The organism is Methylobacterium nodulans ORS 2060 (genome assembly GCF_000022085.1).
Lineage (GTDB): Bacteria > Pseudomonadota > Alphaproteobacteria > Rhizobiales > Beijerinckiaceae > Methylobacterium > Methylobacterium nodulans.
The window spans coordinates 6,908,795-6,933,555 of the sequence record NC_011894.1 but is presented as its reverse complement, the minus strand read 5'-3'; the positions used below and the strand labels follow the sequence as shown (position 1 = coordinate 6,933,555).

The following is a 24,761-nucleotide window of genomic DNA, read 5'->3' as shown; positions in this document are numbered from 1 at the left end:
CATTTGCACCTACTGGTCCAAATCCAACGCTTGGTACCCACTCAGATGCCCGACCCGAGATCGTGAGAGTCTGAGAGGGGTGGGTTCGAAGTGTCAGATTTCGACCACTAACGCGTTGGATGAGGGGCGCCATGCCAGAGATTGAATATAAATTTTACGGAGACTTCTCTGACATCCCGACGCTCGAGACAGTCTGGAAGGCGGTCGAATCACCCCATGTGTTCCAGACCTATGAGTTTGTCAGTAGCTGGTTCTCAATTACGCACCATTGTCAGCACCCTGCCGTGGTCATTGGATATGAGCGGGGGGTGCCGTTTGGAATCCTTCCCGCCTGCGTTATCAAACGCAACCAATTTCGGATACTCTCGTGGGCTCCTGTACCGCTTGTGCTGGACTACGGAGATATTTTGTTCAATACGGATGCGCCAATTCGTCCAGAAGAGTTCATGAGGAGAGCCATCGATCTCGCCAAGGAATCGGCCTCTTGTCGAACCACGGCCTTTTACCACGTGCGAGAGGACGCCACCTGCTACCCCTTTCTCCAGCAGCGGTTTCTCCTGGCGAGTAGAACCATTGCACCCTACCTCGTTGCGGGCCAGCCATTCGAGGCGACCCTTCGAAAGGTGCGCGAGGCTAGGAGCAACCAAAAGGCAAATTGCGAAAGAAACATCAAACGCCTCAAAGAGATGGGGCAACTCAATCTGACGATTTATCGCGAGAGCTCGGACGATGCAGAGCGCGCTCTTGCTTTTATATTCAAACACAAGAAGAAGCAATTTAGTAGAACAAAAATAATGATTGACTATACCGATTATAAGAACTGGTACATTAGACAAATCAGAGAAAATAGAGATGCATTTGTTGCCTGTTTGACGCTAAATGGGCTGCCGATCGCAGGACTGTTTGGCTTCTTTTGGCAAGAACGTCTGTACTATCTTGTTCCAGCATACGATGTCGAGCTCAGTAAGTATGCCCCGGGGAGGGTCTTATTCTATCTTTTGATAAAACAGTACTCTGAAGATATTAAGATTTTTGATCTTGGTATAGGAGATGAAAGTTACAAGCTCCAGTGGACGATTCAGTCTTGTGATGTTTTCTCCTTTATTGAACCCACTATTATTGGCTGGATTGCCTACAATTCAACCCGGGCTATTGCGTTCGCCACCAGCCAGATCGCTCGCCTCAAATCCTTATAGGCAACATTTGCGCCCATGCGTCGCATTCGATCAGCGCATACTCGGCAACTCTCCCCGCGGTCCTATTCAAGACCTTCTCCGGCTGCAAACCCGATCCGGGCTGAGAAGAGCTGCAGCTGGCCGCCGACAGACCCTATTTGACACTTCCACCCGCACATTTCCATTCACAGCAGAGACGCGCCATTTGCCTTAACCAACCGCCTAGTACTACAGCCGGGTTTAGGGGCTGTTGACATACACCATCCTGACGCAAGGCTAGTGCACTGACGCCTTCAAAACGTACAAGGAGCAGCGCGAATTGCCTTGTAACCGCAATTGCTTATTGAGCTGCTGTCTGGAGCTTTCGTCCGCGTCTGTGCACTAGAGCGGCATCCGAGCGGGTTGCGACAAAGGGGTCAGCACCGCGTTGAGGGGTGAAGGAGTGTGCTGATGCCTTCACTCTTGTCTGTGGATCTGCGCGAACGTGTGGTGGCGGTGGTGGCGGCAGGCGCCTCCTGCCAGCGGGCGGCCGCCCGCTTTGGGGTCAGCGTGTCCAGCGCCTGTCGCTGGTCGGCGCAGTTCCGCCGAGAGGGGCGGGTCGCGCCCAAACCGTCGGGCGGCGACCACAACTCGCAGCGCATCGAGGCCCCTGCCGAGCTGATCCTGGCCACCGACGAGGCCCAGCCGCAGATCTTCCTGCGTGAGCTGCGCGCGCGTCTGGCCGAGCAGGGTGTGCAGACCAGCTCGAGCGGCCTGTCGCGGTTCTTCGCCCACCACCGGATCCCCCGTAAACAAGGGCGGCGCATGCAGCCGAGCAGGAGCGGGAGGAGGTGAGGGCCGCGCGTCACGCTTGGTTCGACGCCCAGCTCGCTCTCGACCCGGATCGCCTCGTCTTCCGCGACGAGACCGCGGCGGCCTCCACCATGGCCCGCCGCTCCGGCTGGGCCCCGCGGGGCCAGCGCTGTCGGATCGCGGTGCCGCACGGGCACGACAAGACCACCATCACCGCCGCGCTGCGCCCGACCGGCTGGGTCGCCACCGCGCTGTTTGACGGGGCCACGAACGGGCCGCGCTTGTGCGCCGACGTCGCCGAAACCCTGGTCCCGGTGCTCAAGCCCGGCGACACCGTCATCCTGGACCTCGGCACCCACACGGTGTCCGGCGTGCGTGAGGCAATCGAAGCGGGTGGCGCACGCCTGCTCTACCTCCCGCCCTACAGAAGATGTTCCTGGGCTATGCGAGCCGGCACGGCCACGCGCTGATCGATCGCGCCCTCTACCTGCCGCGGTCCTGGACCGAGGACCGAACCCGCTGTCAGGCTGCGCACGTCCCGGCGGAGGTGAGCTTCGTCACCAAGCCGCAGTTGGGCCTGGCCATGCTGGAGCGGGCGCGGGCGGCGGGGCCGCCGTTTGCCTCGCGGGCGATAGCGTGTACGGAGCCGAGCGCGCGATCCGGCGCAGGGCCGAGGCGAACCGGATCGGCTACGTGCTGGCCGTCACCACGGGCCAGCGCCTGAGCCTGTGCCCGGTGGCGGAGTGGTTTGAGGACCAGCTTGAAGCGCTGCCCGCGACCGAGACGGTGTGGCAGCGGGTGAGTGCGGGCGCGGGCGCCAAGGGGCCGCGGGTCTACGACTGGGCCTTGATTCCCTATCGCGGTGCGCCCGTAGGCTTTCAGTGCGCGCTGCTGGTGCGCCGCTCGCTGGTGGATCCAGACGACCTGACCTTCTACCTCACTCACGCGCCGGCTGAGACGACACTGGCTGACCTCGTTGCGGGTGGCGGGCCTGTGCTGGACAATCGAGAGCTTCTGTGAGCCGGCCAAGGGCGAAGTGGGGCTCGACCAGTACGAGGTGCGCTCCTTCCCGGGCTGGTCCCGGCACGTCACCTTGGCAATGTTCGCTCTGGCCGACCTGGCGGTCCTGCGCCGGGCGGCGCTCGGGGGGACAGGCGGAGGCGGATCTCGCCGCCAAGCTTCTCCCCCTGACCGTGCCCGAGGTGCGGCGCCTGTTCGCCGGGGGCTCGTGGGACTGGCGCCGCTCACGCCCAGGGCGCTCCTACACTGGTCTGTTTGGCGCCGCCGTCACCAGCCGCGCCCGATGTGCTCACTGGCGGCGACGAGTTCACTCTCCTGATAATCACATCCTCAAGGCCGCGGGCCTCAACCGGCTCACCCCTGCCGACCGCACCCGCAAGCCACACAGCGCGTTCAAGGAGGACGAGGTCGGCTTCGTGCACCTGGACGTGAAGCACCTGCCCAAGCTGCAGGATCGGAATGGCGTCACCCGCAAATGCTCCCTGTACGTCGCCATCGACCGCGCCTCCCGCTTCGTGCATCTGGCCGTCAAAGACGACGAGATGGCTGCCTCGGCGATCGCCTTTTTGGAGGAGGCGCTCGCGGCCCTGCCGTTTCGGGTTACGAAGGTGCTGACCGACCGCGGCTCCTGCTTCACCGCCGAGGGCTTCGAGACGGCCTGCCGGCAGCACGGTGTGGAGCACTGCACAACCCGGCCCGACACGCCGCGCTACCTTCGGCATGGTCGAGCGTTTCAACGGGCGGGTGCAGCGCGAGGTGCTGGGCATCACGCTCTCCAGCCATCGTGATCTTGAGACGGTGCCGGCGGGCTTCACCGCAGCCTACACCGGCCGCCGTCAACGCGTGCTGAAGGGCCGCTCACCGGACCTGGTGCTGCGTGAGCGCCTGAGGGCGAACCCCGAGTTGGCCAAGACCGTCACGAAGCCGCCCGACCCGGAAGCCCTCCCCGAAGCGCTTGAGGTCGTTACTGCTGCCAATGAGGTTTCGCATCCAGACAGATAGGAACCGAAGGTGGCTTCCTCATCGTGAAAGTAGGTCTTGCTGAGGAAGTGGCCTGTCTACTTGAAAGAAAGGCAATCCAAAGCCGATCCGGCTTGCAAGATACATAATTGACAAGAAAAGGGGCCAGGAATACCCCGGCCCCAACTGGTTCAGTAGTGGAACAGATTGCTGGCAGAAAGCGGTGTACCGGCGGCGAGCTGGGCAAACTCCAGCTGGGCCTGCGGACCGCTTCCGTCCGGGTCGTAGTACATCGCCCCCGTTCCCTGGTTGTAGACGATGTGCTGGTTCAGCGTCTCGGCGGCCGTCCCGACGTGAAAGTAGTCGTTGGTGAGGCTGCCCTGCGGGATCCCGGCGAACTGGGTTCCGAGGTCGATGATGTCCTGCTTGGCGTTGAAGTCCGTGATCCTATCCACGCCGCCGATGAGCACGCTCGCCGAATCAAACACGAAGGTGTCGAACCCGGCGCCGCCAGTCAGAACGTCATTGCCGGCGCCGCCATAGAGGGCGTCGTTTCCGCCGAGCCCACTGATTTGGTCGTTCCCGGCCCCTCCGGTCAGGACGTCGTTGCCCTTGGTGCCGGTCAGGATCTTGTCGGTCGTGGTGACCGTGTCGGCTCCGGCTGTGGTTGTGGCTGAGGCTGTGGCTGTGGCTGTGGCTGTGGCTGTGGTGTCCCCGCCGGATGTCGTCTGGGGCGAGGTCGTGCCGCCCACCGAGGCGCCGCTCGTGGTGGTCGTCTGCGGCGAGGTCGTGCCGGCATAGGCGCCGAGCCCGGTCGCGGGGCTTCCGGCCTGGAGGTGGAAATCCGTGCTCGACACGAATTGCGGGTCGCCGCTGCTCTCGCCGGTCATGTAATTGCTGCCTGTCGGCGTGATCTGGGCGCCGTCATAGCGGTTATAGCTGCGGTTCGAGACCTCCTGGTTGAACATGACCCAGCCGGAGGCGACGTCGACGATGTTGTGGTCGAACTGAAAACCGGTCCCCACCGGTCCGTCGAAGACCATCTGCGCGCCGCTGCCGCTCTGCTGAACGATGGTGTTGTAGCTTTCCTTAAAGCTGCCGACGTTGATGCCGAACGTGCCGCCGGCATTGTGCAGGCAGTGAAAGTCGCCATTGTTGAGTGAGACGTTGTGGTCGAGGGTGATACCGTCGATGGTGTCGCCCGCCATACCGCCGGCTTCGAAGAACCCGTTGGAATCCTGCACCCAGTTGTCGTGGATGCGAATGTCGCTGACCGAGCGCCATGTCTCGAAGCCGCCCCCATCCGTGCCGTAATCGTAGGACGGCGCCTTGGCATTCACGATCTTGTTGTAGCCGAAGTCGTTATGGGAGCCGAAGATGCCGAAACCAATCGCTCCGGCATCATCAACCCCGCCTGGGGTGTTCACGACCATTTTCAGGTCGTGGATATAGTTTGACTCGAGCTGATTGTACTGCCCATAGATCTCCATGCCCATGCCGGCATTCGAGACATCGGAGTTGGTGATAATGTTATGGCTCGATGCTGCGTCCACGCTCACGCCGCCCCGGGAAGCGCCGCGCGCATCGAGGCCGTCCACCACAACATAATTGGCGCCGTTGAGGAGGATGTTGTTGGTGCCGGAGGACTGAATAATCGGCTTGGCGCCGGTCCCATAGCTGTTGAAGGTGATTGGGGCCGAGGCCGTACCGTCAGCCGTGATGCTAAGCGTGCCCTGATAGGTGGTGCCGGCCTTGATCGAAATGGTGTCGCCGGGCTGAAAGGCGTGGTTATTGATCGCCGCGAGGCTTCTAAAAGGCGCGGCAGCCGAGGTACCGGCATTGGTGTCGGAGGCGGTCGCCGCAGAGTTATCGAGATAGTAAACGGCCATTTCTTCCCTTTTTTGCTCGTGTGGTCGCTCGGACCTTCGGTGGAAGGTCCGGGAGATGGCATCCTGCCCGTGTGATGGCCCCAGGACGTAGTGAGTGGGGGCCGGAGGGTCGTCCCAGCGATCGGGTGGCGACGCTCCGCGCGGCGCGCGAAGCGTATTCGCAGGGGCGGCGCTAGCATGTCCGACCCCGTCGCTGCCTCCGCTTGGCTTGGCGGTGCGGCAATTGACATATATTGATCCAACTTGCCGATCAAGCCTCTCGTTAACCATTGTTGCAACGAAGCGCGATCAGCGGCGCATGCGGACCTATGCAAAGTACGAAGGAATACAATTGCGAGATCTGAGATTGCCTGTGCGGTATACAGGTGCCGCGCGGCGCTCCTGTGGATGGCCGTGGCCAGCGGGCTCGTGAACCTGCTCTCCCTCACGGGCTCGTTCTTCATGCTGCAGGTCTACGATTGCGTGATCCCGAGCCGCAGCATCCCGACGCTCGCCGGGCTGTGTGCGCTCGCGCTCCTGCTCTACGTGTTCCAGGGCGTGCTGGAGGCCTTGCACGCCCGCGTGCTCGCCCGGATCGGTCGCGGTGCACGAGGATCTCGCGGCGCGGGTCCTCGACCTGACTATGCGGACTTCGCTGCGCGGCGACGTCGGGCAAGCCGGGCAACCGTTGCGCGACCTCGATCAGATCCGGGGCTTTCTCTCCGGCTCCGGCTCCGGCCCGGTGGCACTCCTCGACTTGCCCTGGATGCCGGTCTACCTGCTGATCTGCTTCCTGTTCCACCCCGCCATCAGTGATGTTGACCCGCTCTCGATACTGCTGGCGAATTCGGCGTGTGAGGCAGCTTGGCTGATAAAGCGAGCGAAGGCGGATTGGCGGACCGTGGCGAGCGGATCTCCGGCCAGCCAGGCGGCGAGCCGGACGAGGTTGAGGGTCGCCGCCGTCAGCATGTGCTGGAGGTGTACCTTGCCCAGCCCAATCCAGCCCAATGTAACGGGCGCGCCGCAGGTGTAGATCACGGACACCCTGCGAGAGCATTCCCTCGATGCTGGCCGGCCAGCGGTACTGGTCAGCAAAGCTCGCATCCGCTTCCCGCGCCCGCACCGCGTCCAAGGCCACGCGTTCCTCGCGCCGCCATGGTGTGAGCAACCGGCAAGGTGAGTGCGTACAGCGGGCCTTCAGCGCGCAGGGCTTGCGGTCCGCGCTGGAGAAGCGGATGCGCATCACCGTGCGCCCTCGTTGTGGTCGGCGCTCCAGCTCGTGTTGGCGTGGCCGGTCGGACAGGTGGTGACCTCATGATCCCAGTCGATCCGGAAGTCCCGTATCGTGAAGGCTCAACACCCGCCGCCCGCTCGAACCGACCGGCCACGTGCCTCCCGCCGAGGCGGAAGCGCGCTACCATGCCCAGGCCGAGGTGCCAGCCTTGGCCGCTTGAGCCAAACCAAACGGCCTCCAGGAAACCCGGGGCGGTTCAGCTTCCGCTCCTGTCCTCCATGCCGGTGCTGCAGGTGATCGTCGGCGGGATGGTGTCGGTGGTCTGCGTCGCGATGGTGCTGCGGGCCAACCGGGACCGGCAGGAGGCCCCCCGCCGGCTCTGGGCACAATCGGCGATGGCCCGATGCTGCACTTCCAAGGTCCGGCCGCGCTCCTCGATATCCAGCGGGAGATCCGCGACCTGATCCGCCAGGGCACGGAGTACCAGAGCCGGACCGCGGAGTGCGTGCGGATCATCCGTGAGGAGAGCCGCCGTCAGACCGAGCTACTGGACAAGATCGAGCGCAAGCAGGCCGTGCGGGGGCGGGCCAGCCGAGAGCACTGATCCCTGTCCCGGATCCGTGATCGCGCAGAGCCCGCCCGGCACACTGCCGCCGCGGGCTTCGTCATTTCAGACCTCGCCGGCTGGGCTGGCCGCTCGCGCGTACCACCTGCGGCAGGTCCGGGCGGAGTGAAACGGGTGAGTGACTGAAGTGTTGGCTGGCGAAGGAGAGTGCCGATGGCCCGATTGCCGGCATAATCGGCATCGCTATCCAAGGACCGAGCGAACTGCTGCCCCTAACGCCACCGCAGCGTGACGCAAGTCCGCCTCTGTATGGCCTGCGAAGCCGAGAATGAAGCCCTCCGGGCCATGCACCTCAAGACGTGTCTCACTCAAAAGCCACGACTCTACGCCGGCCTGCTCCAGGATTTGCGACGCAGCTTCCGGCGAGACATCGCCCGCCAAGTAGGCGAGCAGGTGCAGACCCTGGGCGGGTTTGACGATACGCAGATGTGTACCGGCCGACTGCTCCAGCGCAGAAGCCAAGGTGTCGCGCGCCATCCGGTAGTGCTTACGGACGTGCCGGGTGTGAGCCGCGAGCGTGCCGTCCGCCATCAGATCGGCGACTGCACCCTCCAGGAGTGACGGCGGAAAACGATCGTAACTGGCCCGAGCTGCGATCATGCGCTCGAGGGCCGCAGCTGGTGCCACGACATAGGCGAGGCGCACGCTCGAGAAGAGCATTTTTGAGAACGTGCCGAAGTAGATCACGCGGTCGCCACCATCAAGGCCGGCGAGCGCGGTCAGGGGTGGCCCGTCATAGCGGAACTCGTTGTCGTAGTCGTCTTCGAGCACCCAGGCGCGCGCCTCACGGGCCCATTCGAGCAGCGCTAGACGTCGAGGCATAGGCATCGAGACGCTCGTGGGAAACTGGTTCGACGGCGTGACGTAGGCTGCGCGTGCGTCTGACGAACGCTTTCGGCCGGCGGTCACATCCAGCCCTTCGGCATCGACAGGAATGGCGATGAGCTGCAGCCCGGCCGCTCGCAATGTCCGGTGCGTCGGCGGATAGCCTGGGTCCTCTGTCCACACCGCATCCCCCGGCGAAAACAAGGCCTCGGCACACAGACGCAATCCCTGCTGCACGCTGCCGACGACGATGATGCAATCCGGATCAGCACGAAATCCGCGGCTGGCCGCGAGATGAGCGGCGATCTGCTCGCGCAGCGCCCTAGTTCCTCGCGGATCACCACGGAACAGATCCGCCGCGCCGGCTTGGGCAATCCGCCGCCGCGCTGCCATCCCAAAGCGACGCAGAAGGTTTCGACTAACCGTCGTGCTGCCTACAGCGCAAGCCCGCCGTGACGGCACGGTGATGGCGACGGGAGCGGTGGGAGCCGGCGCATGCACCTGGATCCCGGCCGCGACGTAGGTCCCCGCCCCCGTGCGTGATTCCACCAGGCCATCGCCGTAGAGGTGCTCGTAGGCGACGACCACAACACTGCGGCGGACGCCGAGCTGTTCCGCGAGGGCGCGGCTCGATGGCAGGCGCAAGCCGGCGGCGAGCTGCCCATCGAGAATGGCATCTCGGATTGCGGCATGGATACGCCGGGCCTGGCTGCCTGCCCCGCGCTCCAGGCGCAGTGGCAGATCGAGCACGGCTTTCCGCCGCGAAGTGGTCGTCATTTCGGCTACCAAATTGGCTCTCCTGCCGACCAATTGTTCGTGCGAACCGGGGGTGTCAACCAAGGAGACCGCCGTGACGGACGTATCCGCGACTGCCTACCCCATTGATGCGGTGAACCGTGTGAAGCGCCGTCATGACCGAGGTCACTACGACCACGCGACCGTCCACGCTTTGCTGGACGCCGCCGCGCTCTGTCACGTCTCCTACGTCATTGACGGTCAGCCCTACTGCACGCCGACCCTGTTCTGGCGTGAAGGAACGCGTCTCTACTGGCACGGATCGAGCGCCAGCCGGATGCTGCGCAACCTCTCGAAGGGCGAGCCGGCCTGTCTGACGGTCACCCACCTGGACAGCCTCGTACTGGCACGATCGGGCTTCAATCATTCCGCCGACTACCGCTCCGTGATGGCCTTCGGCCACGCCCGGTTGCTGGAAGATCCTGCAGAGAAGCACCACGCTTTGACCATGATGGTCGATCGGTTCTTTCCCGGTCGGACCTCAAGGCTGCGGGAAACAACTGCTCAGGAGTCCAAGGCGACAGCAATCATCTACATGGATATCGCGCGCGCGTCCGCGAAGATCCGCGCAAAGGGTGTTGCCGACGACGAAGAAGACTATGCGCTGCCGATCTATGCGGAACGTCTGCCGGTCCATTCGATCATCGGTGTACCCGAGCCCTGCCCCCGCCTGATGAGCGATGTCGCACGCTCGCCGGATCTCGCCGGCTACGAGACTGGTCGTGCTCTTGGAGATGCTCTGACGGAGGCGCATGCGCGCACCTATAGCTTGCAGCGCTGATTGGCACGGTCCTCTCAGCGCTCATTGGCTGCCGAAACGGCGCGGACCGGTGGTTTCGAGAACGGCAGGTTCTGGACGGTGATATGAGGATAGCTGCTGTTAATGTGCTGGCTCGGCGCTGGAACATGCGTCCTTGCAATAGTCCAACTCCGCATTATCGCGATTAAATTTCACATCATCGCCGCGAGTATTTAATTGTATGAAGCAAGTTCGGCAGCGCTAGCGAAATCTAGCCGAGAGGCAGAGCAGGCAACAAGATGAGCATGGAAGAAACTGGAGTGAACCTTTCGAGCTGGAACGGCGCTTCCAGACCCCAGCGCATCGTGCTCGACGGAGTCTATGCGCGTCTGGAGCCACTCGATCCTGCCTGCCATGCGCGCGACCTCTTCGACGTCACGCAGGAGGCGGGGGCCGAGGAGCGGCACCGCTATCTGGTGGATGCGGTCCCGTTACACGAGGCAGACTTCGTACGATGGACGGAGGGTGCCGCAGCGTCGGATGATCCACTGTTCTTTGCCGTAATCGACAAGGCAACTAGACGTGCGGAAGGGCGGCAGGCGCTGATGCGGATCGATCCGAAGCACGGCGTGATCGAGATCGGCAGCATCCTCTGGGGGCCGGCCATCGCCCGGACGCGGGTCACGACGGAGGCGTTCTATCTCGCCGCCTCCTACATCTTCGACACGCTTGGTTATCGGCGGTTCGAATGGAAATGCGACAGCCGGAACGTGCCGTCGAAGAACTCGGCTACACGGTTCGGTTTTACGTTCGAGGGCCTGTTCCGCGACCACATGATCATCAGAGGAGAGAACCGCGACACCGCCTGGTTCTCGATCACCAGGCCCGAGTGGCCCAGACTCTCGGCGGCACTCACCACCTGGCTCGATCCGTCGAACTTCGATGCTGCGGGTAGGCAGGTGCGGAGGCTGGAAGAATGCCGGACCTGACGATGACAGCTGCCGCAGCGGACAAGCGGGCCACCTTCCGACGAATGCACGACAGCGGCTTCTTCATTCTCCCCAACGCGTGGGATGCCGGCAGCGCGGTTCGGCTCACCGACGCGGGCTTCAAGGCGATTGCGTCGACCAGCTCTCGAACGCAGCCAGCCAGGGCCAGGAGCCGGACGAGAGCGCCATCAACTTCATGCTCAGCGTCGTGAACGGGATCGGACCGCGCGACGAGATCGAGGCGATGCTGGCGAGCCAGATGGCCGCCGTTCACAACGACGGTTTTTCAGACACTTAAACCTGTAAGGATTGCGTGTCAGGAAATGAAACTCGTGAGCTTGTCCACCTTTCGGGACAGCGTCGCTCACAAAGGCTGATTTCTGAGAGCAATCCCACGCTCGCCTTCTCACAATTTAAGAAATCCGGGGGCGGCACCGTCCCGCTCAAGGTTCAGCCCGCCACCGATGCTCAACCTATCGGCCCAAAGTATAGAATTCGTCATTGGGTCGCAGACTGGTGACGTTTGCCATTCGGTTCGACATCCCGAAGAAGGACGCGATCGCGGCAATATCCCAAGCATCTTCCGCGTCAAGCCCGTGCTGCGCCAGCGTGGCGAAATCATCCTCACCGACTGCGTAAGCCTCGAGCGCCACCTTCATGGCGAAATCCAGCATCGCTTTTTGACGCTCTGTAATATCTGCTTTGCGGTAATTGACTGCAATCTGGTCGGCGATCAGAGCGTTCTTTGCCCGAACGCGCAGAATTGCGCCGTGTGCGACGACGCAATACTGGCACTGGTTCGCATTGCTGGTCGCCACCACGATCATTTCACGCTCGGCTTTGGTCAGGTTACCGGGCCTGTCCATCAGCGCATCATGATAGGCAAAGAAGGCGCGGAACTCGTCCGGCCAGTGCGCAAAGACCAGAAATACGTTGGGAATGAAGCCGGACTTCTCCTGTACAGCAAGCAGCCGGTCGCGGATGTCTGACGGCATGTCCGACAGCGTGGGAACAGGATAGCGGCCGATCGGAGCGTTGGTGCGTGAGTTCATGGTGTTCCTCCCATTGTCGAATGCAGCGAGTAGCACATAAGCTCAGCAATAATGATGCGATCACGACTTAAGTTCGACGGCGAGCATTTCACCCTGTGCGCATTCTTCACCGCGTGCGCTGAGTGAAAGCAGAATAGATGCCTTTCGACCATCCAGAGACTTCAGCGTGCCGGTAATGTGCAGTTCTTCACCCAGAGGCGTCGGCTTCCGGAAATTGATGTGCAATGAGGCCGTCACGAACCTGATCGGTGGGCCACTGTCACCCATCTCACGCCCTCGCGCACGATAGGCGAACGCCGCTGCCGAGGCCGTTCCATGGCAGTCCAGCAGCGAGGCGATCATGCCGCCATAGACGTTGTCCGGCACACCTCCGCTGTAGCGCTGATCCGGCGTGAAGCGGGCCTCCGTTTGATCCTCCCGCAGGTAGCTTTTCAAGTGCAGACCGAAGGGATTGGCCGGCCCGCAGCCGTAGCAGTGAGCAAATGTGGGTGGGTAGTGGTCCTGGATCGCCTTCATTTTACCTCCCCCTCAAGTCTATCGGTGTGTGACGACCTTCCACGGCTTGGATGTCAGAAGTTGACAACAATGTTGAGACTGGTCAGTACTAATGGGATTGCGACAAAAGCTAAGACAGTCTGCGTTGCGGTGATACCCGCCATGAGTGGGGCGTCGCCGCCGAGCTGCCGCGCGAGGATGTAGGCGGATGAGGCGGTCGGTAGAGCCTGGAAGAGAAGCGCCGTCGTCAGAGCCGGTCCCTTCAGTCCCGTCAGCCTGGCGACCAGAACCGTGGCGACCGGCATCGCGAGAAATTTCATGACGGACGACGAGGCGACCGGCCCCACCCACTGCCGCGCCGAGCGGAACTCGAGCGCTGCGCCAATGCAGAGAAGGCCGAGAGGCAGCGAGGCTGCACCCAACGCCCGCATGGCCGGCTCCAGCCCCGGAGGAATGCCCAACCCAAGCATCTGGTTCGCGATACCGCCAAGAGAGCCGACGACCAGGGGGTTCGTCACAAGCTGCTTGAGAATGCCGCGACCGGTCAGTTTCGCCGAACCGTGCCGGGCGAACACCATCACGCAGAGGATGTTGACCGTTGGCACGATCGCGGCATTGCAGATCGCCGCCAGAGCGATGCCTTTCGCGCCGAACAGCCCGGCAGCCAGGGTCACACCGACATAATTGTTGAAGCGCACGCGTCCCTGAAACACCGACGTGAACGCTGGCCCGTTCACCTTCATGAGCGGTCGCATGGCGACGACGAGTGCGGCGACGACGAGGGTCGAGAGGATCAGCGTCAGGGCAAGGTCGCCGACAGGCAGCGACTTAAGGTGCGCGGTCGCGAGGCCGTGGAAGAAGAGGCACGGGAGCAGGACGAAGTATCCGAGCCGCTCGGCCTGCGGCCAGAATCCGTCATCGAGGAAGCGGCGATGCCGCAGCAGCATTCCCAGCGCGATCAAAATAACGATCGGCAGCAACGCCAAAAGGACCGCGCCGGTCATGTTCGGCCCCTCAGAGCTGCTCCGCGGCGCGGCGTCGTGGCGAGGATGGGCGATCCTTTGGCGGAGGTCGGTGCGACCGTCGTCATGAGCATCCATCAAGCAGGGTCGGTGAGACGCCTACCACCCTGAAGTGAAAAGAAAAAATTGGTAAATATCATGCGTTCAATGATATGACCTCATGCATTGGCCATGCGCGTATCCGCGAGCCGCGGGAACGCCGGGCGGCGTCACGCGATCGAAGAGAGTTCGCAATGTCGCTTCGTGCCCTTCGGACCCTGCACGCCATTGCCCAGCATGGATCCTTTGCTCGTGCCGGCGAGGTCGTTGGGCTGACGCAGTCGGCGGTGAGCTTGCAGGTGAAGATGCTTGAGGAGGAGTTCGGCGCGCGGCTCTTCGACCGGTCGCGCCGGCTGCCGCGGCTCACTGAGGCGGGCAGGATCGTTCTCGAAAAATCAGCGGAGGTGCTGGCGCTCTATGACCAGATCGCGTCCGCACTGAGCGACGAACAGTCCCTGGCCGGGCGTCTTCGGCTCGGAGCCGTCCAGACCGCGCTGTCCGGCGTGCTGCCGGAGGCACTGGCCGCTCTCAACCAATCGCACCCTCGCGTTCGCGTCCACGTCTCTGCTGGCATGTCGGCGGAGCTTGCCTTGCGGATCGCTGCCGGGGAGCTGGACGCGGCCGTGACGACCGAACCGGTCCGGCCACATCCTCCGGACCTGGTCTGGACGCCCCTCTATGAGGACCGCTTCTGGCTGATCGCGCCGCCTGGCCACGATGCGCGAAGCCCGCGCGAGTTGCTGTCCGAGCTGCCTTTTATCCGCTTCGACAGCCACGCTTGGGCCGGCCGCGTGATTGACCGCGAGTTGCGGCGAATGCGGCTGGATGTCCGCGAGGAAATGGTGCTGGACAGTCTGGAGGTCATCCTGAGGATGGTCGAAAAAGGACTGGGCGTCGCCGTTGTCCCACTTTCAGATGATGTGCTTGCGACACTCCGTTTGACGACCCTGCCGTTCGGCGAACCGCAGCTGATCCGGCGCATTGTGCTTCTGGAAAGACAGGACTGTACCGGTGGGCGACTGTCCGCCGCGCTCGCTCAAGCCGTAATGGACATCAAGAAGGGCGCAGTTCCCGGATGATTTAGGTGCGGTTTGGCGATCACTAAACTCGCCGCCGAAGTGGCTGCACGGCATGTAAAGAAAACGACGGAAAACCTTCCACGCGGATTGAGCCCCGCCCGGCGCTCCAGCCATCTGCCCGAGGCCACTTCCGACTCTCTCGTCCTGATCAAGGCAGCCTTGCACGGGGTGGCGAAGACTTGGCGCGAGCAGGGGCCGGAGCCCTGGCGCTACAGCAAGGCCGGCGTGGTCACGGCCGACCTCGTACCGCTGGTGGAGAGCCCGCGGGCGCTGTTCGGGGCGCTGGACCGGGAGCGGTCGGGAGCGCTGATAGCGGCGATGGATGCCTGCAACCGGCGCTTCGGGCGCGGCACCGTGGTGCCGGCGCGGGCGAGGCTGGAGGCGAAGCGGACCTGGGCGACCAAGTGCGAGATGCGCACGCCGCGCTATACGACCCGGCTCGATGAGCTGCCCGTGGTCAATGCCGTGCCCGTGTGAGCGAGCGTGTCGCGGCTCAGGACGGCAGCAGTGATGCGAGGGAGTCGCGTTGTCTACGGCCTCACGGCCGAGGAGCTACAGGCGCTAGTCGGCCGCTACGAGCTGCGGGACTGCTGGGACAAGCGCTACCTGTGATGAGCCTGGCGCCAGATCACGGGTCAGGAGTGGCCCAGCAGATATGATTGCGTGCACTATGTTATGCCGAGCGCAAACTAAATCATACCACAGGAATACGTTTAGGCATGAGCGGGCAATTTCGGAATCGACGGCCAAGCTTAAGGAGTTGAAGGACTAGTCCGATTGGATGAATTAGCAAATGCTAATTTTGAGGAGTATGCTCCTCCGAGGTAATTACCCACGCCCGTGGCGGTAGGATCAGGCGCGGATGATGTTGAGGATAGTGGCGAAGGTGCCGGCCCCCGAGAGGCGGGCCGTGTCGACGACGGTGCGCACGTCCGCCTCACCCGCGGCCGCCCACATGGCCCGATAGCCGTTCGTCACCTTCCGCTGCACCACTGCCGGGCGCAGCGCGCGCTCGCAAGCGTTGTTGGTGACCGCCACGCGGCCGGGATGGTCGAGGAAGACCAGGAGCTGGTCGCGGGCTCGGCCGATCTTGGCTTGCAGAGCGCGGGTCAGATCGCAGCGGCTTGGTGCAGCGAGGATGGCGGACAGCTGCCGATCCAGGGCCCGGCGCTTGGCCGAGAGCGTCGAGGCGGCCAGGTCGGTGACGCGCTCGGCCAGGCTGAACACGCTTCCCAGCCAGAGTTGTAGGCGCAGCGGCACGGGGTCGTCGCTGACCTCGACCGCGTAGGCGACGTCACGGGCCAAATGCGCCAGGCAGGTCTGGTGATGCTCACCGTGGCCCTGCTGGGCGGTGTAGCGGTCCGACAGCCACACGGACGGCCGGTGTCCGTCCATCATCGCGTGCACCACCGCGGCGGCCCGCGTCGAGGCCGCGTGATGAACGACCGCTGCGTCCGAGCGGAACACCCAATGATACGAGTTGCTGCCCTCGATGCGCACGCCGGTCTCATCCGAGGCGACTACCGCGGCCCGGCGCAGCGCCGAGACCGCAGCTTCGCGATCGGCACGGAACTGCCTCTGGGCCCGACGCAGCAGGTTCATCAGCCCGCCCTGGCTCAAGGTGAGCCCGAACAGGTCCGACAACGCGGCCTGCAGCCGCTCGTAGGACAGAGCCTGGAAGGTCTTCAGATACACCGCCACCGCGTGCAGGCGCGGGCCGAACGGCGTGCCGCGTGCGGCCTGCGGCACTGGAGCGACGACGCGCGTGCCACAAGCCGGGCAGCGGACGGCGAGCCGTTGATGCTGGGTGACCATCGGTGCCACCGCGGGCAAGTCGATCTGCTCGCACACGCTGACGATCTCGGCCGGCAGATCCGGAGCCAGAACACCTCCGCAGCAGGGGCAGTGACCCGGGCGGTGAGCGACGATCTCGTCGGGATCGGGGCTGAGCGTTCGGCTATGTCCCTCGTGACCCGGCTTGGCGCCGCCGGGCTTGGCCTGCTCGCGCCGCTCCTTGCGGTCGGTCGAGGGCGGCTTGGACGAGGTGCGCGAGGTCTTCTCGGGGCGCTGCAGCCGCAGCACCAGCTCGATCAGCTCCTGCTTGCTCAGGCGTTCCAGCTCGCTGCGGCCCATCCCACGAGGGAATCAGCCAAATCGCCTCCCGGCAAGAGGCGCGGCGAACTCCCTCTAGCGGCCTCGCTTGTGGGTCACGCCGCGCTCGCGCGCACCCCGTGGGTAATTACCCTCCGAGGATGATCAACGGTCCGTATCGATGAATGACTCGCTTATGTTTCGGAGCCTGCTTTCACGTGAAGCCATCACTGACGAGCAGATCAACTCTGTCGTTGCCGCATACTTGGCGGATCCCAGGGACGGCCTCTACAAGCTCGCAGGCGGCGTCACCATCGACATCGCCGGTGCGTTGGCGGAACTGGGTTGGACCCAGCTTGTTACGAGCCGTGCCATAAGCGCTCGGGCGCGCCATATGGCATTGAGAACGGCACTCCTCCTGGTGGGCTCAGCGACCACGGAGAGCGCCCGCCAATGTGCAGTCGCTCGGCGGGCTTAGGACCGTTTGCCCTGAACCCGAGGGCGGCGTAGTCGAGAGTTCGCTATCTGATTGCGCCCCGTTCAACCCATGTTCCTTTGCTTCTATCAAATGTAACGCAGGCGAACGGAGCGGGATCAGGAGGCGGCGGGCCGTGCCGACCAAGGTGCTCCGCGACGACGATGTGGCCGGCGCCTGACGGCGCGCAACTGGTTCTCTAACGCGTGCAGATTTGTGGGTAGTCCTCCGCCTCACGGTTGCTTGAGACACCCCGTTAGCGGACGGTCTCCGCGACAGGGGTGAGGACGATGACAACTCAGACGAGGGCGGATGCAGGCGCGGTCGGTCCCGGCCGAGGCGGGCGCATGTCCCGCCAGCGCAAGCGGGATGCGGTGCTGCGGTTGCTGCGCGGCGAGGATCTGGAGACGGTCTCGCGCAGTCTGGGCGTGACGGCCGCGACCCTTGTCCGGGTGGCGCGACGCCTTCCTGGCTGCGGGCGAGGCGAGCTTGACGACCCGGCCCACCGATGCCGAGGCGCTGGAGAGCGGGCGGCTGAAGGCCAGGCTCGGCGCAATCGGGTCCCATCGCACAAGTTGCGATGGGTGCCCGGCTGCTCGAGCGCGAGTTGCTGGAGGCCAAGATCGCCGCCCTGGAGGCGCGCGGCCCCGGCCCTTTGGCCCGCAGGAGGTCGCGGCCGTGAGCCGGTCCGTCTCGCCTTCCAGCGGCAAAGCTTACGGGCTGGCGCGGGTGGGCCGGATCTGGGGCGTGTCGCGCGCCACCGTTCATCGCCACCTCTCTCCTGCCCGGCCCGAGCCCCCGCGGCGGCCCAACCCGGTGGGGCCGATGCCGGATGCGGCGCTGCTTGAGGAGATCCGCGCCACGCTCACCGGCAGCCCGTTCCACGGCGAGGGCCACCGCAAGGTCTGGGCGCGGCTGCGCCTCAAAGGCGTGCGCACCTCCAAGCGCCGGGTGCTGCGCCTGATGTGCGAGCATGATCTGCTCGCCCCCTCTCGCATCGGCGCGCCGCGCGGCCCGCGCAACCACGACGGGACCATCATCCCGGAGACGGTGGACACGATGTGGGGAACGGACCTGACCACCACCTGGACCGGTGAGGGCCAGGTCGCGGTGTTCGTGGCCGTCGACCACTGCTCGGCCGAGTGTGTCGGCATCCATGCGGCGCGCCGGGCCACGCGCTTCGAGGCGCTGGAGCCGATCCGCCAGGGCGTGCGGCAGCGCTTTGGCGGCTTTGCTCCAAAGATCGCCTCCGGCCTGAGTGTCCGGCACGATCACGGCAGCCAGTACATGTCGGATGCCTTCCAGGCGGAACTGGCGTTCCTGGGCATCGCGAGTTCGCCCGCTTTCGTGCGCGCGCCCGAGGGCAACGGCTGCGCCGAGCGCTTCATCCGCACGCTCAAGGAGAACCTGCTCTGGGTGGAGAGCTTCGACACGGTCGAGGACCTCCGCCGCGCCCTGCTGGCGTTCCGCGAGACCGACAACGCAGCCTGGCTGATCGAGCGGCACGGTTTCCGGCCACCGGCAGCCGTTCGCGCTGCGCAACTTCCACCCGCGGCTTTGGCCGCGTAGCCTTCAAATCGGTGTCTCACAAACCGCGGGCGGTACAACGAGCTGCATCACCACCTGCAGCTGTTCGTGGATGCCTACAACTATGGCTGCCGGCTCAAAACCCTACGCGGCCTCACCCCCTACGAGTTCATCTGCCAGACCTGGACAGAGCAGCCCGCTCGGTTCAGGCTCGATCCGTCACACCACATGCCAGGACCGAACATCCTCTCTAGAGCCGCTCCCGATCAGGTTGAAGCGTAAGCATCATCCTCGTATCCAGCAGCTGTGAAGTAGTTGCGGCACTCAGCCGGCGAGAAGCATTTGAAGGCTTGGTGGATCGCCGCCCAGAGTTCACTGACACTGCGGGCCGCCGCCCTGCGCAACAGCGCTTTCAGCTTGGCGAAGGCCTGCTCAATCGGGTTGAACTCAGGTGAGTACGGAGGAAGATAAAGCAGCCGGGCCCCGGTTGCCGCGATCGCCTCGCGCACGCCGGCCACCTTGTGAGCGCCCAGATTGTCCAGGATCACGGTGTCGCCGGGTCTCAGGGTGGGGACCAGGGTGTCGGTCACGTAGGCGCGGAAGCGTTCGCCCGTCACAGGGCCGTCCAGCAGAGCGATCGCGTCAGGCCCGCTCGTGCGCAGCCCGGCAATCACAGTGGTGGTTTTCCAGTGCCCTGCGGGTGCCGCGAGGCGGCAACGCTCGCCGCGCGGGGCCCAGCCGTAGCGGCGGACCATGCTGGTGGTGGCGGCGGTCTCATCCAGGAACACCAGTCGCTCCGGATCCAGCTCAAGCTGGCCGGCAAACCACGCCTCACGAGCCGCCTTTACATCCTCCCGCTCCTGCTCAGCTGCGTACGTCGCCCTTTTTTCCGCGTGATGCGGTGCCGGGCGAAGAAGCGCGACAGGCTACTGCGGCTGACCGGAACGCCTTGCTCCTGGAGCGTCTCGCAGAGCTCATGCAGGAAGCTCTGCGGGTGGGCTTGGTAGGTCTGCAGGATGAGCTCGGCATGAGCCTCGATGCGCTGCGAGCGCTGGTCGCCGCCCATGGGCTTGGGCGTGACATCTCCCTGGCCCTCCTGCTGCCTGGACCAGCGGCTGACGCTGGCCACGCTGACCCCGAAGCGCGCGGCGGCCTGATGGCAGGAGGCGCCTTCTGCAACGGCCGAGACGACGCGCTGGCGCAGGTCGACAGACAAAGCTGAGGGCATGGGCCACCTCCGTTGAGCCGCCCCCCCGGGGACCGGCCAACGCGTTGCCATCACCACGGTTTCAACCCGCTCGGACCCCGCTCTAGTGATCTGTGAACGCGTTCGCGTTTGCGACAGGCACACTGACGACTGGGCAGGCGGTCTGCGTGTAACCTGTGGGTGCGACAATCCCGTTCTTGGTGGCCCAGATTGCCGCCTGCGTGCGATTCGACACCCGAATCTTGCGCAGAATCGACTTTACGTGGACCTTCACGGTGGCTTCGGTTACGTCAAGGCGCCTGGCAATCACCTTGTTGGAACTCCCGGACGCCAGCATGGTCAGGATCAACCGCTCGCGCTCGGACAAGTGCGGCATGTTTATCTGTAAGTTGTCGGCGAGACGCTTGCCATCTGGAACGGCCGTCCCACCATTCGATGACGCTCCACGGTCTGAGGGAGCAGCCGCGCTCTGCCCAAGGGGCGGCGTTGGCAGCAGCTCGGATTTGAGGAGCTGATTCAAGCGGGGGGAGGTCAGGACCGTCTCCCCTGCCATCACCAGCTCGATGATTTTGACCAAGGCATCATGGCTCCTGAGCTGCTCCAGATAGGCACTAGCGCCCGCCCTGAATGCCGCGGCGATCACACAGGGATCGTGCCGATCCGATAGCACCACGATACGGGCGCCCGGCCATTGCCAGTGAAGCGCCGTGATCTCATCCACCGTGGCCGGGGCGGCGTCTCGGGCGCCGAGCAAGACCAAGTCAGGACTCTGGTCACCCGCCTCGCACAGATCAGCACCGTTGGCCGAGGCCAGTGGCCGGATTGTTCGGAACTGGCTCTTAGGCAAGATCCGCACCAATCCTTCTCGGAAAAGCGGATTCGAATCGATGACTAGAGCGACAACCATCTGAACCATGCCAGCCCCCAGTACGGTCAATAATCGCCCTAATACCCCAGTAGCAAATCCGGTCCGAGCAATTCCAGAAGAGGTGTCCTACCCGTCCAGAAGAGGCATTCAAAATTGATCTATACACAGATCCACATTCGAGCGCAACTGTCCGGCTGATCTGCCAAGTGGCTTAACATTTATTACTACAAATATTATTGACAAATATTATTGGCGATACAACCACAGGATATGAATTCAACTATAGCGGGTCGTGTCCCTTGCGGTGGGTCAGGCGGCCAAAGCTTGACCCTCGGCCTGGGCATAGTAGCGCGCTTCGGTCTCGGCGGGAGGCATGTTGCCGATCGGTTCGAGCAGCCGGCGCGTGTTAAACCAATCGACCCATTCGAGGGTGGCGAACTCTACCGCCTCGCAGGAACGCCAGGGACCGCGCCGAGGGATGACCGCGGCCTTGAACAGACCGATCACCGTCTCGGCGAGGGCATTATCGTAGCTGTCGCCGACGCTGCCGACGGCGGGCTCAATGCACCGCGTGGAGGCGTGACCCGATGACCTCCGCCCGCCTCACAAACAGGATCGCAGAGGGATAGGCGATGGCCGTCTACGTCGATCAGCCACTCTTCCCCTTCGGCCGCATGGTCATGTGCCACATGTGGGCGGACTCGCTGGACGAGTTGCACGCCATGGCCGACCGGCTCGGCCTCAAGCGCGCGTGGTTCCAGTGCCCGCCGAAGGCGTCCTGGGAGCACTACGACGTCAGCAAGGGCGTGCGCGCCAAGGCCCTCGCCTTCGGCGCGATCGAGACCGACCGCTACGGCGCAGTCTACTTTGTCGCGCAGCGCGAGGGTCGGACAGAAGTGGTCGAGAGAATCGACCGCGTGCGCCAGCAGGCCGCTGAGGATGCCTTGGCCGAACAGCTGTCACAGGTCGAGGCGTCCCCGTGAACGCGCCGCTGCGTTTAAACGCATCCGCTTTGGCGGCTCAGGACGGCGATACCGCCCCGCTCCGGGGTGAGTGGACCTGCCTGGAGTGCGGCGCGCCCTACGAGGCCGCTGCGCGCCATTCTGGGTTCTGCTCCACGGCATGCCGGCAGGCCTGGAACAACCGGTGCCTGCAGGGCGGCGCCGAGGTCTACGACCTCTTCATGGCCCTCCGCTTCCAGCGCCCGCACGCCCGAGCGCTCAAGCTGCTGTCCGCGCTCAACCGCCTCGCCTTGCTCTACCGCGAGGAGGATCGCCGCGAGCGTGCGGGCCGTCCCTCTTGGCGCGCGCCCGAAGCGGTGCTGGCGGCGCGGCCGTTCCTGAGGGCGGTTCGACTGTCGGCAAGGCGGCCATGAGCGCCGCGGCGCGCAGCATGTCAGGCGAGCCGATCACGCCCGAGCGGATCGAGCGGGCGCTGGTGCTATGCGCCTACATCGTGATGCAGGATGGCACAGACGCCTATCTGCCGATCCTGGAGCGCCTCGAGGCCGAGCTGGTCGAGGCACGCCGCGTTGGATCGCCCCGCCAACGCGCCGAACGCCTGCTGAAAGCCTACACGCTCGATGGCGGGATGAACGCACTCCGCCGTCCCTGTGCCTGATGAGCAGGGGGGATTCTCTCGCTCTACCAGCAGCCCAGCATCTTCCTGCGGGAGCTGCGCGCGGCTCTGGCCGAGCAGGGCATCCATGCGGCTCAAAGTAGCCTGTCACGCTTCGTCCAGTGCCACGGCATCACGCGAAAATAGCATCGCCCAAGCGGCCGAGCAGGACCTGCCCGACGTGAGAGTGGCGCGCAAGCAATGGTACGACGGCATACTCAGATACCAGGGCTTCTCGCTTCGAGTGCCGGGCGATGTACTCACGAAGCGTGTCGTGATAGAGAGCTCGCAGTATCTTCTCTTGGCACAGTCTCTCACGAGGTCAACACGACAAGGGAAAGCCATGCGAAAATATGTCTTTTTGGGGGCAACTATTGGGTGCCTTGCTTTGACCACAACTGCGGATGCACGCCGTCATCACCGCAGCGGTGCGCCTTGCCCTGTCGGACAGATGTACCGGCCATCGCTCGGAGTCTGTGAATCGCGGGCGGCACATCGGCAGACCATGCGCGAGGTGGCTAAGTTCGAGCGCAAGTCCCGCCGGGAGCTTCGGCGGCTGTCGCGCCGGGAGCGGCGCCAGTACGTCCGGGAGATGCGGGAGGCCGCCCGTGAGACGCACGAGGAGCGCCCCAGCCGCCGGCTCCCTCCGCAGCCCGACGTGCAGAAGGACTTCGTGGAGGGCGAGGCTGCGGTGCAGGCGGCTGAGGCCGCGATGACTCAAGACACCGAGGCACACGCTCCCGCCGGCCCTGCCCTGCCTCAGGTGGAATTCTCGGGCATTCCGTGGACCTACAGCGGTCCGCTCTCACTGAACCCGCTGCCTCGCTACGCCTCGCGGGACGGTCTCGACTGGCGCCGCTGATTCTGCGTCACGTCAGAAGCTCTTCCACGCGCGAACCCGGACCTCTGGTCCGCCATCAAACACGCGCTCGTCCGCTGCCGACCAGCCGAGTGCCGAAGCTATCTCGCTGCCACACGCTACAATGCAACCTGATCGCATCCCGCTCTAAGCGGGTCGCGTAGGCTCACCCCGCTTACGCGCTGAACGCCTACACGCTCGACGGCGGAGTGAACGCGATCCGCTGAAGCCACTCCTGCTTCTGCGCGAGGCTCGGGCCCGCCCCATAGCGCGGGCGCTGGTACTTGTGGCCCATCATCGCTGCGATCAGCTTCTCGGGCGCCTCGACCGCCGTCAGCCGGTCCTCGAAGCAGTGCCGAAACGAGTAGGCCGACTGCCCCTCCAGCGGCAGCAGGCCGGCCGAGCGCATCACGTTGTTGGTGATCGCCGAGAGCGAGGCGGCCTTGTCGCGATAGGGCGGGAAGCCCTCGGGCTGCGCCTGGGCGGCCATCAGCGCCAACCCGACCAGCGGCAGCTCGCGAGCCGACTGCTTGGTCTTCATCCGCCGCCCATCGGCGCGCACCACCACGTGCGGCACCTGGTGGTCGAGGCGGATCGTCTCGGCGGTCAGGTTGCAGATCTCGGAGAGACGCATCCCAGTCTCGGCCATGATGTAGAGGATGCGGCGCGCCTCCGGGTTGAGCGCATCGAGGGCGCCCTCCGCAAGGATCCGGGTCTGCACCCATTCCGGCGCAAAAGCCACGCGCTGGCCCTGGGTCTCCCCTTCCAGGCGAAGCTCGGCGAAGACCGGGCCCATGCCGAGCCGATGACTGCGCTCGATCTGCCGGAGCATGCGGTTGATGTGGCCGACGTCCTTGTTGGCCGTGGCGATCTCGATGCCCGCGACGAGCACGCGTTCCTGCCACCAGACCCGGAAATCGAGGGCATCGTTGCGGGTCAGCTCCGTGACGGGCTTGTCTCTGACCACCTTCAGCAGGTTGGCGAGGGCGCGCTTCTTCGGGTTGGCCCATTTGCGCAGTTGGTCCGGCGAGAGGTCCTGGCGCGCGGCCCCGGTCAGGGTCTCGTACTGGTCGAACAGCTGCGAGAGCAGCACGACCGGAACGGGTTCCTTGCCCAGGACTGCGCCGCGCGTGGCGGGATCGTCGGCAACGTCGCGGGCGGCCAGCGCTTCGATGCGGGCCAGGATCTCGGCGAGCGGCTGGGTCGCGACCTCGGCCGCCGGCATGTAGCTGAAGCCGAGCTGGCGGGCGCGCTTTGCGCGCGGCATCGTAGCGCGCCTTCGCCCCCGCACTCTGTCCGCTGGCGAGGCCCTGCCAATAGGCTTCGAGATCGCTGTTCATCTGCGCGGCCGCGCGGGCGGCCCGCACGCCTCGGGGGTCGTCGGCGATGCGGATGTGCGTGGATCGCT

The 24,761-nt window shown here is 64.4% G+C and carries 17 protein-coding genes and 11 pseudogenes; 17 read left to right on the top strand and 11 right to left on the bottom strand.

What is annotated here, in order from left to right:
- Nucleotides 1–131 precede the first annotated feature (131 nt).
- The 4 genes and pseudogenes from MNOD_RS44480 to MNOD_RS50780 all read left to right on the top strand — a co-directional run.
- A complete protein-coding gene (locus MNOD_RS44480; protein WP_015933166.1) occupies nt 132–1,196 on the top strand; it encodes a GNAT family N-acetyltransferase in 1,065 nt (354 codons plus the stop codon).
- Between the two features lie 429 nt (nt 1,197–1,625).
- Nucleotides 1,626–2,392: pseudogene (locus MNOD_RS49550) on the top strand (IS630 family transposase); the annotation flags it as partial.
- Nucleotides 2,393–2,397: 5 nt separating this feature from the next.
- Nucleotides 2,398–3,266: pseudogene (locus MNOD_RS44475) on the top strand (IS701 family transposase); the annotation flags it as partial.
- A gap of 47 nt (nt 3,267–3,313) precedes the next feature.
- A pseudogene (locus MNOD_RS50780) lies at nt 3,314–3,989 on the top strand (DDE-type integrase/transposase/recombinase); the annotation flags it as partial.
- A 149-nt stretch (nt 3,990–4,138) separates the two neighbouring features.
- Here MNOD_RS50780 and MNOD_RS50150 read toward each other — a convergent pair.
- Nucleotides 4,139–5,836, bottom strand: a complete 1,698-nt coding sequence (locus tag MNOD_RS50150) for a hemolysin-type calcium-binding protein (RefSeq protein ID WP_015933164.1) — start codon at nt 5,834–5,836, stop codon at nt 4,139–4,141.
- Nucleotides 5,837–6,223: 387 nt separating this feature from the next.
- On the opposite strand from MNOD_RS50150, the pseudogene MNOD_RS49525 reads away from it, so the two are divergent.
- Nucleotides 6,224–6,626, top strand: a pseudogene (locus tag MNOD_RS49525) (type I secretion system permease/ATPase); the annotation flags it as partial.
- Nucleotides 6,627–6,872: 246 nt separating this feature from the next.
- On the opposite strand, the pseudogene MNOD_RS50775 reads toward MNOD_RS49525, so the two are convergent.
- Nucleotides 6,873–7,058, bottom strand: a pseudogene (locus MNOD_RS50775) (IS5/IS1182 family transposase); the annotation flags it as partial.
- A gap of 394 nt (nt 7,059–7,452) precedes the next feature.
- Between MNOD_RS50775 and MNOD_RS32345 the strand changes: the two are divergent.
- Nucleotides 7,453–7,653: a hypothetical protein gene (locus tag MNOD_RS32345; protein ID WP_043749826.1), complete on the top strand. Its 201-nt coding sequence runs from the start codon at nt 7,453–7,455 to the stop codon at nt 7,651–7,653.
- Nucleotides 7,654–7,857: 204 nt separating this feature from the next.
- On the opposite strand, the gene pdxR is transcribed toward MNOD_RS32345, so the two are convergent.
- Nucleotides 7,858–9,288 carry a MocR-like pyridoxine biosynthesis transcription factor PdxR gene (gene pdxR, locus MNOD_RS32340; RefSeq protein WP_015933163.1) on the bottom strand — a complete coding sequence of 477 codons (1,431 nt, stop codon included), beginning with the start codon at nt 9,286–9,288 and terminating at the stop codon, nt 7,858–7,860.
- Between the two features lie 61 nt (nt 9,289–9,349).
- Between pdxR and MNOD_RS32335 the strand changes: the two genes are divergently transcribed.
- The 3 genes and pseudogenes from MNOD_RS32335 to MNOD_RS50385 form a co-directional block, all read left to right on the top strand.
- Nucleotides 9,350–10,075, top strand: coding sequence for a pyridoxamine 5'-phosphate oxidase family protein (locus tag MNOD_RS32335; protein ID WP_015933162.1), 726 nt, complete (start codon nt 9,350–9,352; stop codon nt 10,073–10,075).
- A 257-nt stretch (nt 10,076–10,332) separates the two neighbouring features.
- Nucleotides 10,333–11,022 (top strand): GNAT family N-acetyltransferase, encoded by a 690-nt coding sequence (locus MNOD_RS32330; protein WP_015933161.1) that lies wholly within the window; start codon nt 10,333–10,335, stop codon nt 11,020–11,022.
- Between the two features lie 2 nt (nt 11,023–11,024).
- Nucleotides 11,025–11,168: pseudogene (locus tag MNOD_RS50385) on the top strand (isocitrate lyase/phosphoenolpyruvate mutase family protein); the annotation flags it as partial.
- Between the two features lie 327 nt (nt 11,169–11,495).
- Here MNOD_RS50385 and MNOD_RS32320 read toward each other — a convergent pair.
- From MNOD_RS32320 to MNOD_RS32310, 3 genes and pseudogenes are all read right to left on the bottom strand, one after another.
- Nucleotides 11,496–12,074, bottom strand: coding sequence for a peroxidase-related enzyme (locus tag MNOD_RS32320; protein ID WP_015933158.1), 579 nt, complete (start codon nt 12,072–12,074; stop codon nt 11,496–11,498).
- A 195-nt stretch (nt 12,075–12,269) separates the two neighbouring features.
- A pseudogene (locus MNOD_RS50770) lies at nt 12,270–12,416 on the bottom strand (PaaI family thioesterase); the annotation flags it as partial.
- A 227-nt stretch (nt 12,417–12,643) separates the two neighbouring features.
- Entirely contained in the window at nt 12,644–13,573 is a 930-nt protein-coding gene (locus MNOD_RS32310) for an AEC family transporter (protein ID WP_015933156.1), read from the bottom strand.
- Nucleotides 13,574–13,824: 251 nt separating this feature from the next.
- Between MNOD_RS32310 and MNOD_RS32305 the strand changes: the two genes are divergently transcribed.
- Both MNOD_RS32305 and MNOD_RS32300 read left to right on the top strand, forming a co-directional pair.
- Nucleotides 13,825–14,709, top strand: a complete 885-nt coding sequence (locus tag MNOD_RS32305; protein WP_015933155.1) for a LysR family transcriptional regulator — start codon at nt 13,825–13,827, stop codon at nt 14,707–14,709.
- 114 nt (nt 14,710–14,823) lie between these two features.
- Nucleotides 14,824–15,186 (top strand): annotated as a pseudogene (locus MNOD_RS32300) (DUF4113 domain-containing protein); the annotation flags it as partial.
- 375 nt (nt 15,187–15,561) lie between these two features.
- On the opposite strand, the gene MNOD_RS32295 reads toward MNOD_RS32300, so the two are convergent.
- A complete protein-coding gene (locus MNOD_RS32295; RefSeq protein WP_012631399.1) occupies nt 15,562–16,842 on the bottom strand; it encodes an IS66-like element ISMno2 family transposase in 1,281 nt (426 codons plus the stop codon).
- 723 nt (nt 16,843–17,565) lie between these two features.
- Between MNOD_RS32295 and MNOD_RS32285 the strand changes: the two are divergent.
- A pseudogene (locus MNOD_RS32285) lies at nt 17,566–18,844 on the top strand (DDE-type integrase/transposase/recombinase).
- A 42-nt stretch (nt 18,845–18,886) separates the two neighbouring features.
- Nucleotides 18,887–19,084: pseudogene (locus MNOD_RS44460) on the top strand (hypothetical protein); the annotation flags it as partial.
- Here the strand turns inward: MNOD_RS44460 and MNOD_RS44455 are convergent.
- The 3 genes and pseudogenes from MNOD_RS44455 to MNOD_RS32265 all read right to left on the bottom strand — a co-directional run.
- A protein-coding gene (locus tag MNOD_RS44455) for an IS630-like element ISMno11 family transposase (protein WP_076611772.1) occupies nt 19,069–20,030 on the bottom strand; the annotation gives its coding sequence in 2 pieces (ribosomal slippage) (nt 19,069–19,691 and nt 19,691–20,030; 963 coding nt in all). The pseudogene MNOD_RS44460 and the gene MNOD_RS44455 sit on opposite strands and share 16 nt — an antisense overlap.
- A gap of 82 nt (nt 20,031–20,112) precedes the next feature.
- Nucleotides 20,113–20,925: a LuxR C-terminal-related transcriptional regulator gene (locus MNOD_RS32270; RefSeq protein WP_015933151.1), complete on the bottom strand. Its 813-nt coding sequence runs from the start codon at nt 20,923–20,925 to the stop codon at nt 20,113–20,115.
- Between the two features lie 261 nt (nt 20,926–21,186).
- Nucleotides 21,187–21,441 (bottom strand): annotated as a pseudogene (locus MNOD_RS32265) (integrase core domain-containing protein); the annotation flags it as partial.
- Nucleotides 21,442–21,509: 68 nt separating this feature from the next.
- Here MNOD_RS32265 and MNOD_RS32260 point away from each other — a divergent pair.
- From MNOD_RS32260 to MNOD_RS32245, 4 genes are all read left to right on the top strand, one after another.
- Nucleotides 21,510–21,860, top strand: a complete 351-nt coding sequence (locus MNOD_RS32260) for a DUF4031 domain-containing protein (protein WP_015933150.1) — start codon at nt 21,510–21,512, stop codon at nt 21,858–21,860.
- Nucleotides 21,857–22,252: a hypothetical protein gene (locus MNOD_RS32255; RefSeq protein ID WP_015933149.1), complete on the top strand. Its 396-nt coding sequence runs from the start codon at nt 21,857–21,859 to the stop codon at nt 22,250–22,252. Before MNOD_RS32260 ends, MNOD_RS32255 begins: the two co-directional genes overlap by 4 nt.
- A complete protein-coding gene (locus tag MNOD_RS32250; RefSeq protein ID WP_015933148.1) occupies nt 22,249–22,497 on the top strand; it encodes a hypothetical protein in 249 nt (82 codons plus the stop codon). The genes MNOD_RS32255 and MNOD_RS32250 overlap by 4 nt, the downstream gene beginning before the upstream one ends.
- A gap of 502 nt (nt 22,498–22,999) precedes the next feature.
- A complete protein-coding gene (locus MNOD_RS32245; RefSeq protein WP_015933147.1) occupies nt 23,000–23,356 on the top strand; it encodes a hypothetical protein in 357 nt (118 codons plus the stop codon).
- Between the two features lie 187 nt (nt 23,357–23,543).
- Here MNOD_RS32245 and MNOD_RS32240 read toward each other — a convergent pair whose 3' ends face one another.
- Nucleotides 23,544–24,620 carry a site-specific integrase gene (locus MNOD_RS32240; protein WP_015933146.1) on the bottom strand — a complete coding sequence of 359 codons (1,077 nt, stop codon included), beginning with the start codon at nt 24,618–24,620 and terminating at the stop codon, nt 23,544–23,546.
- Nucleotides 24,621–24,761: the final 141 nt, after the last annotated feature.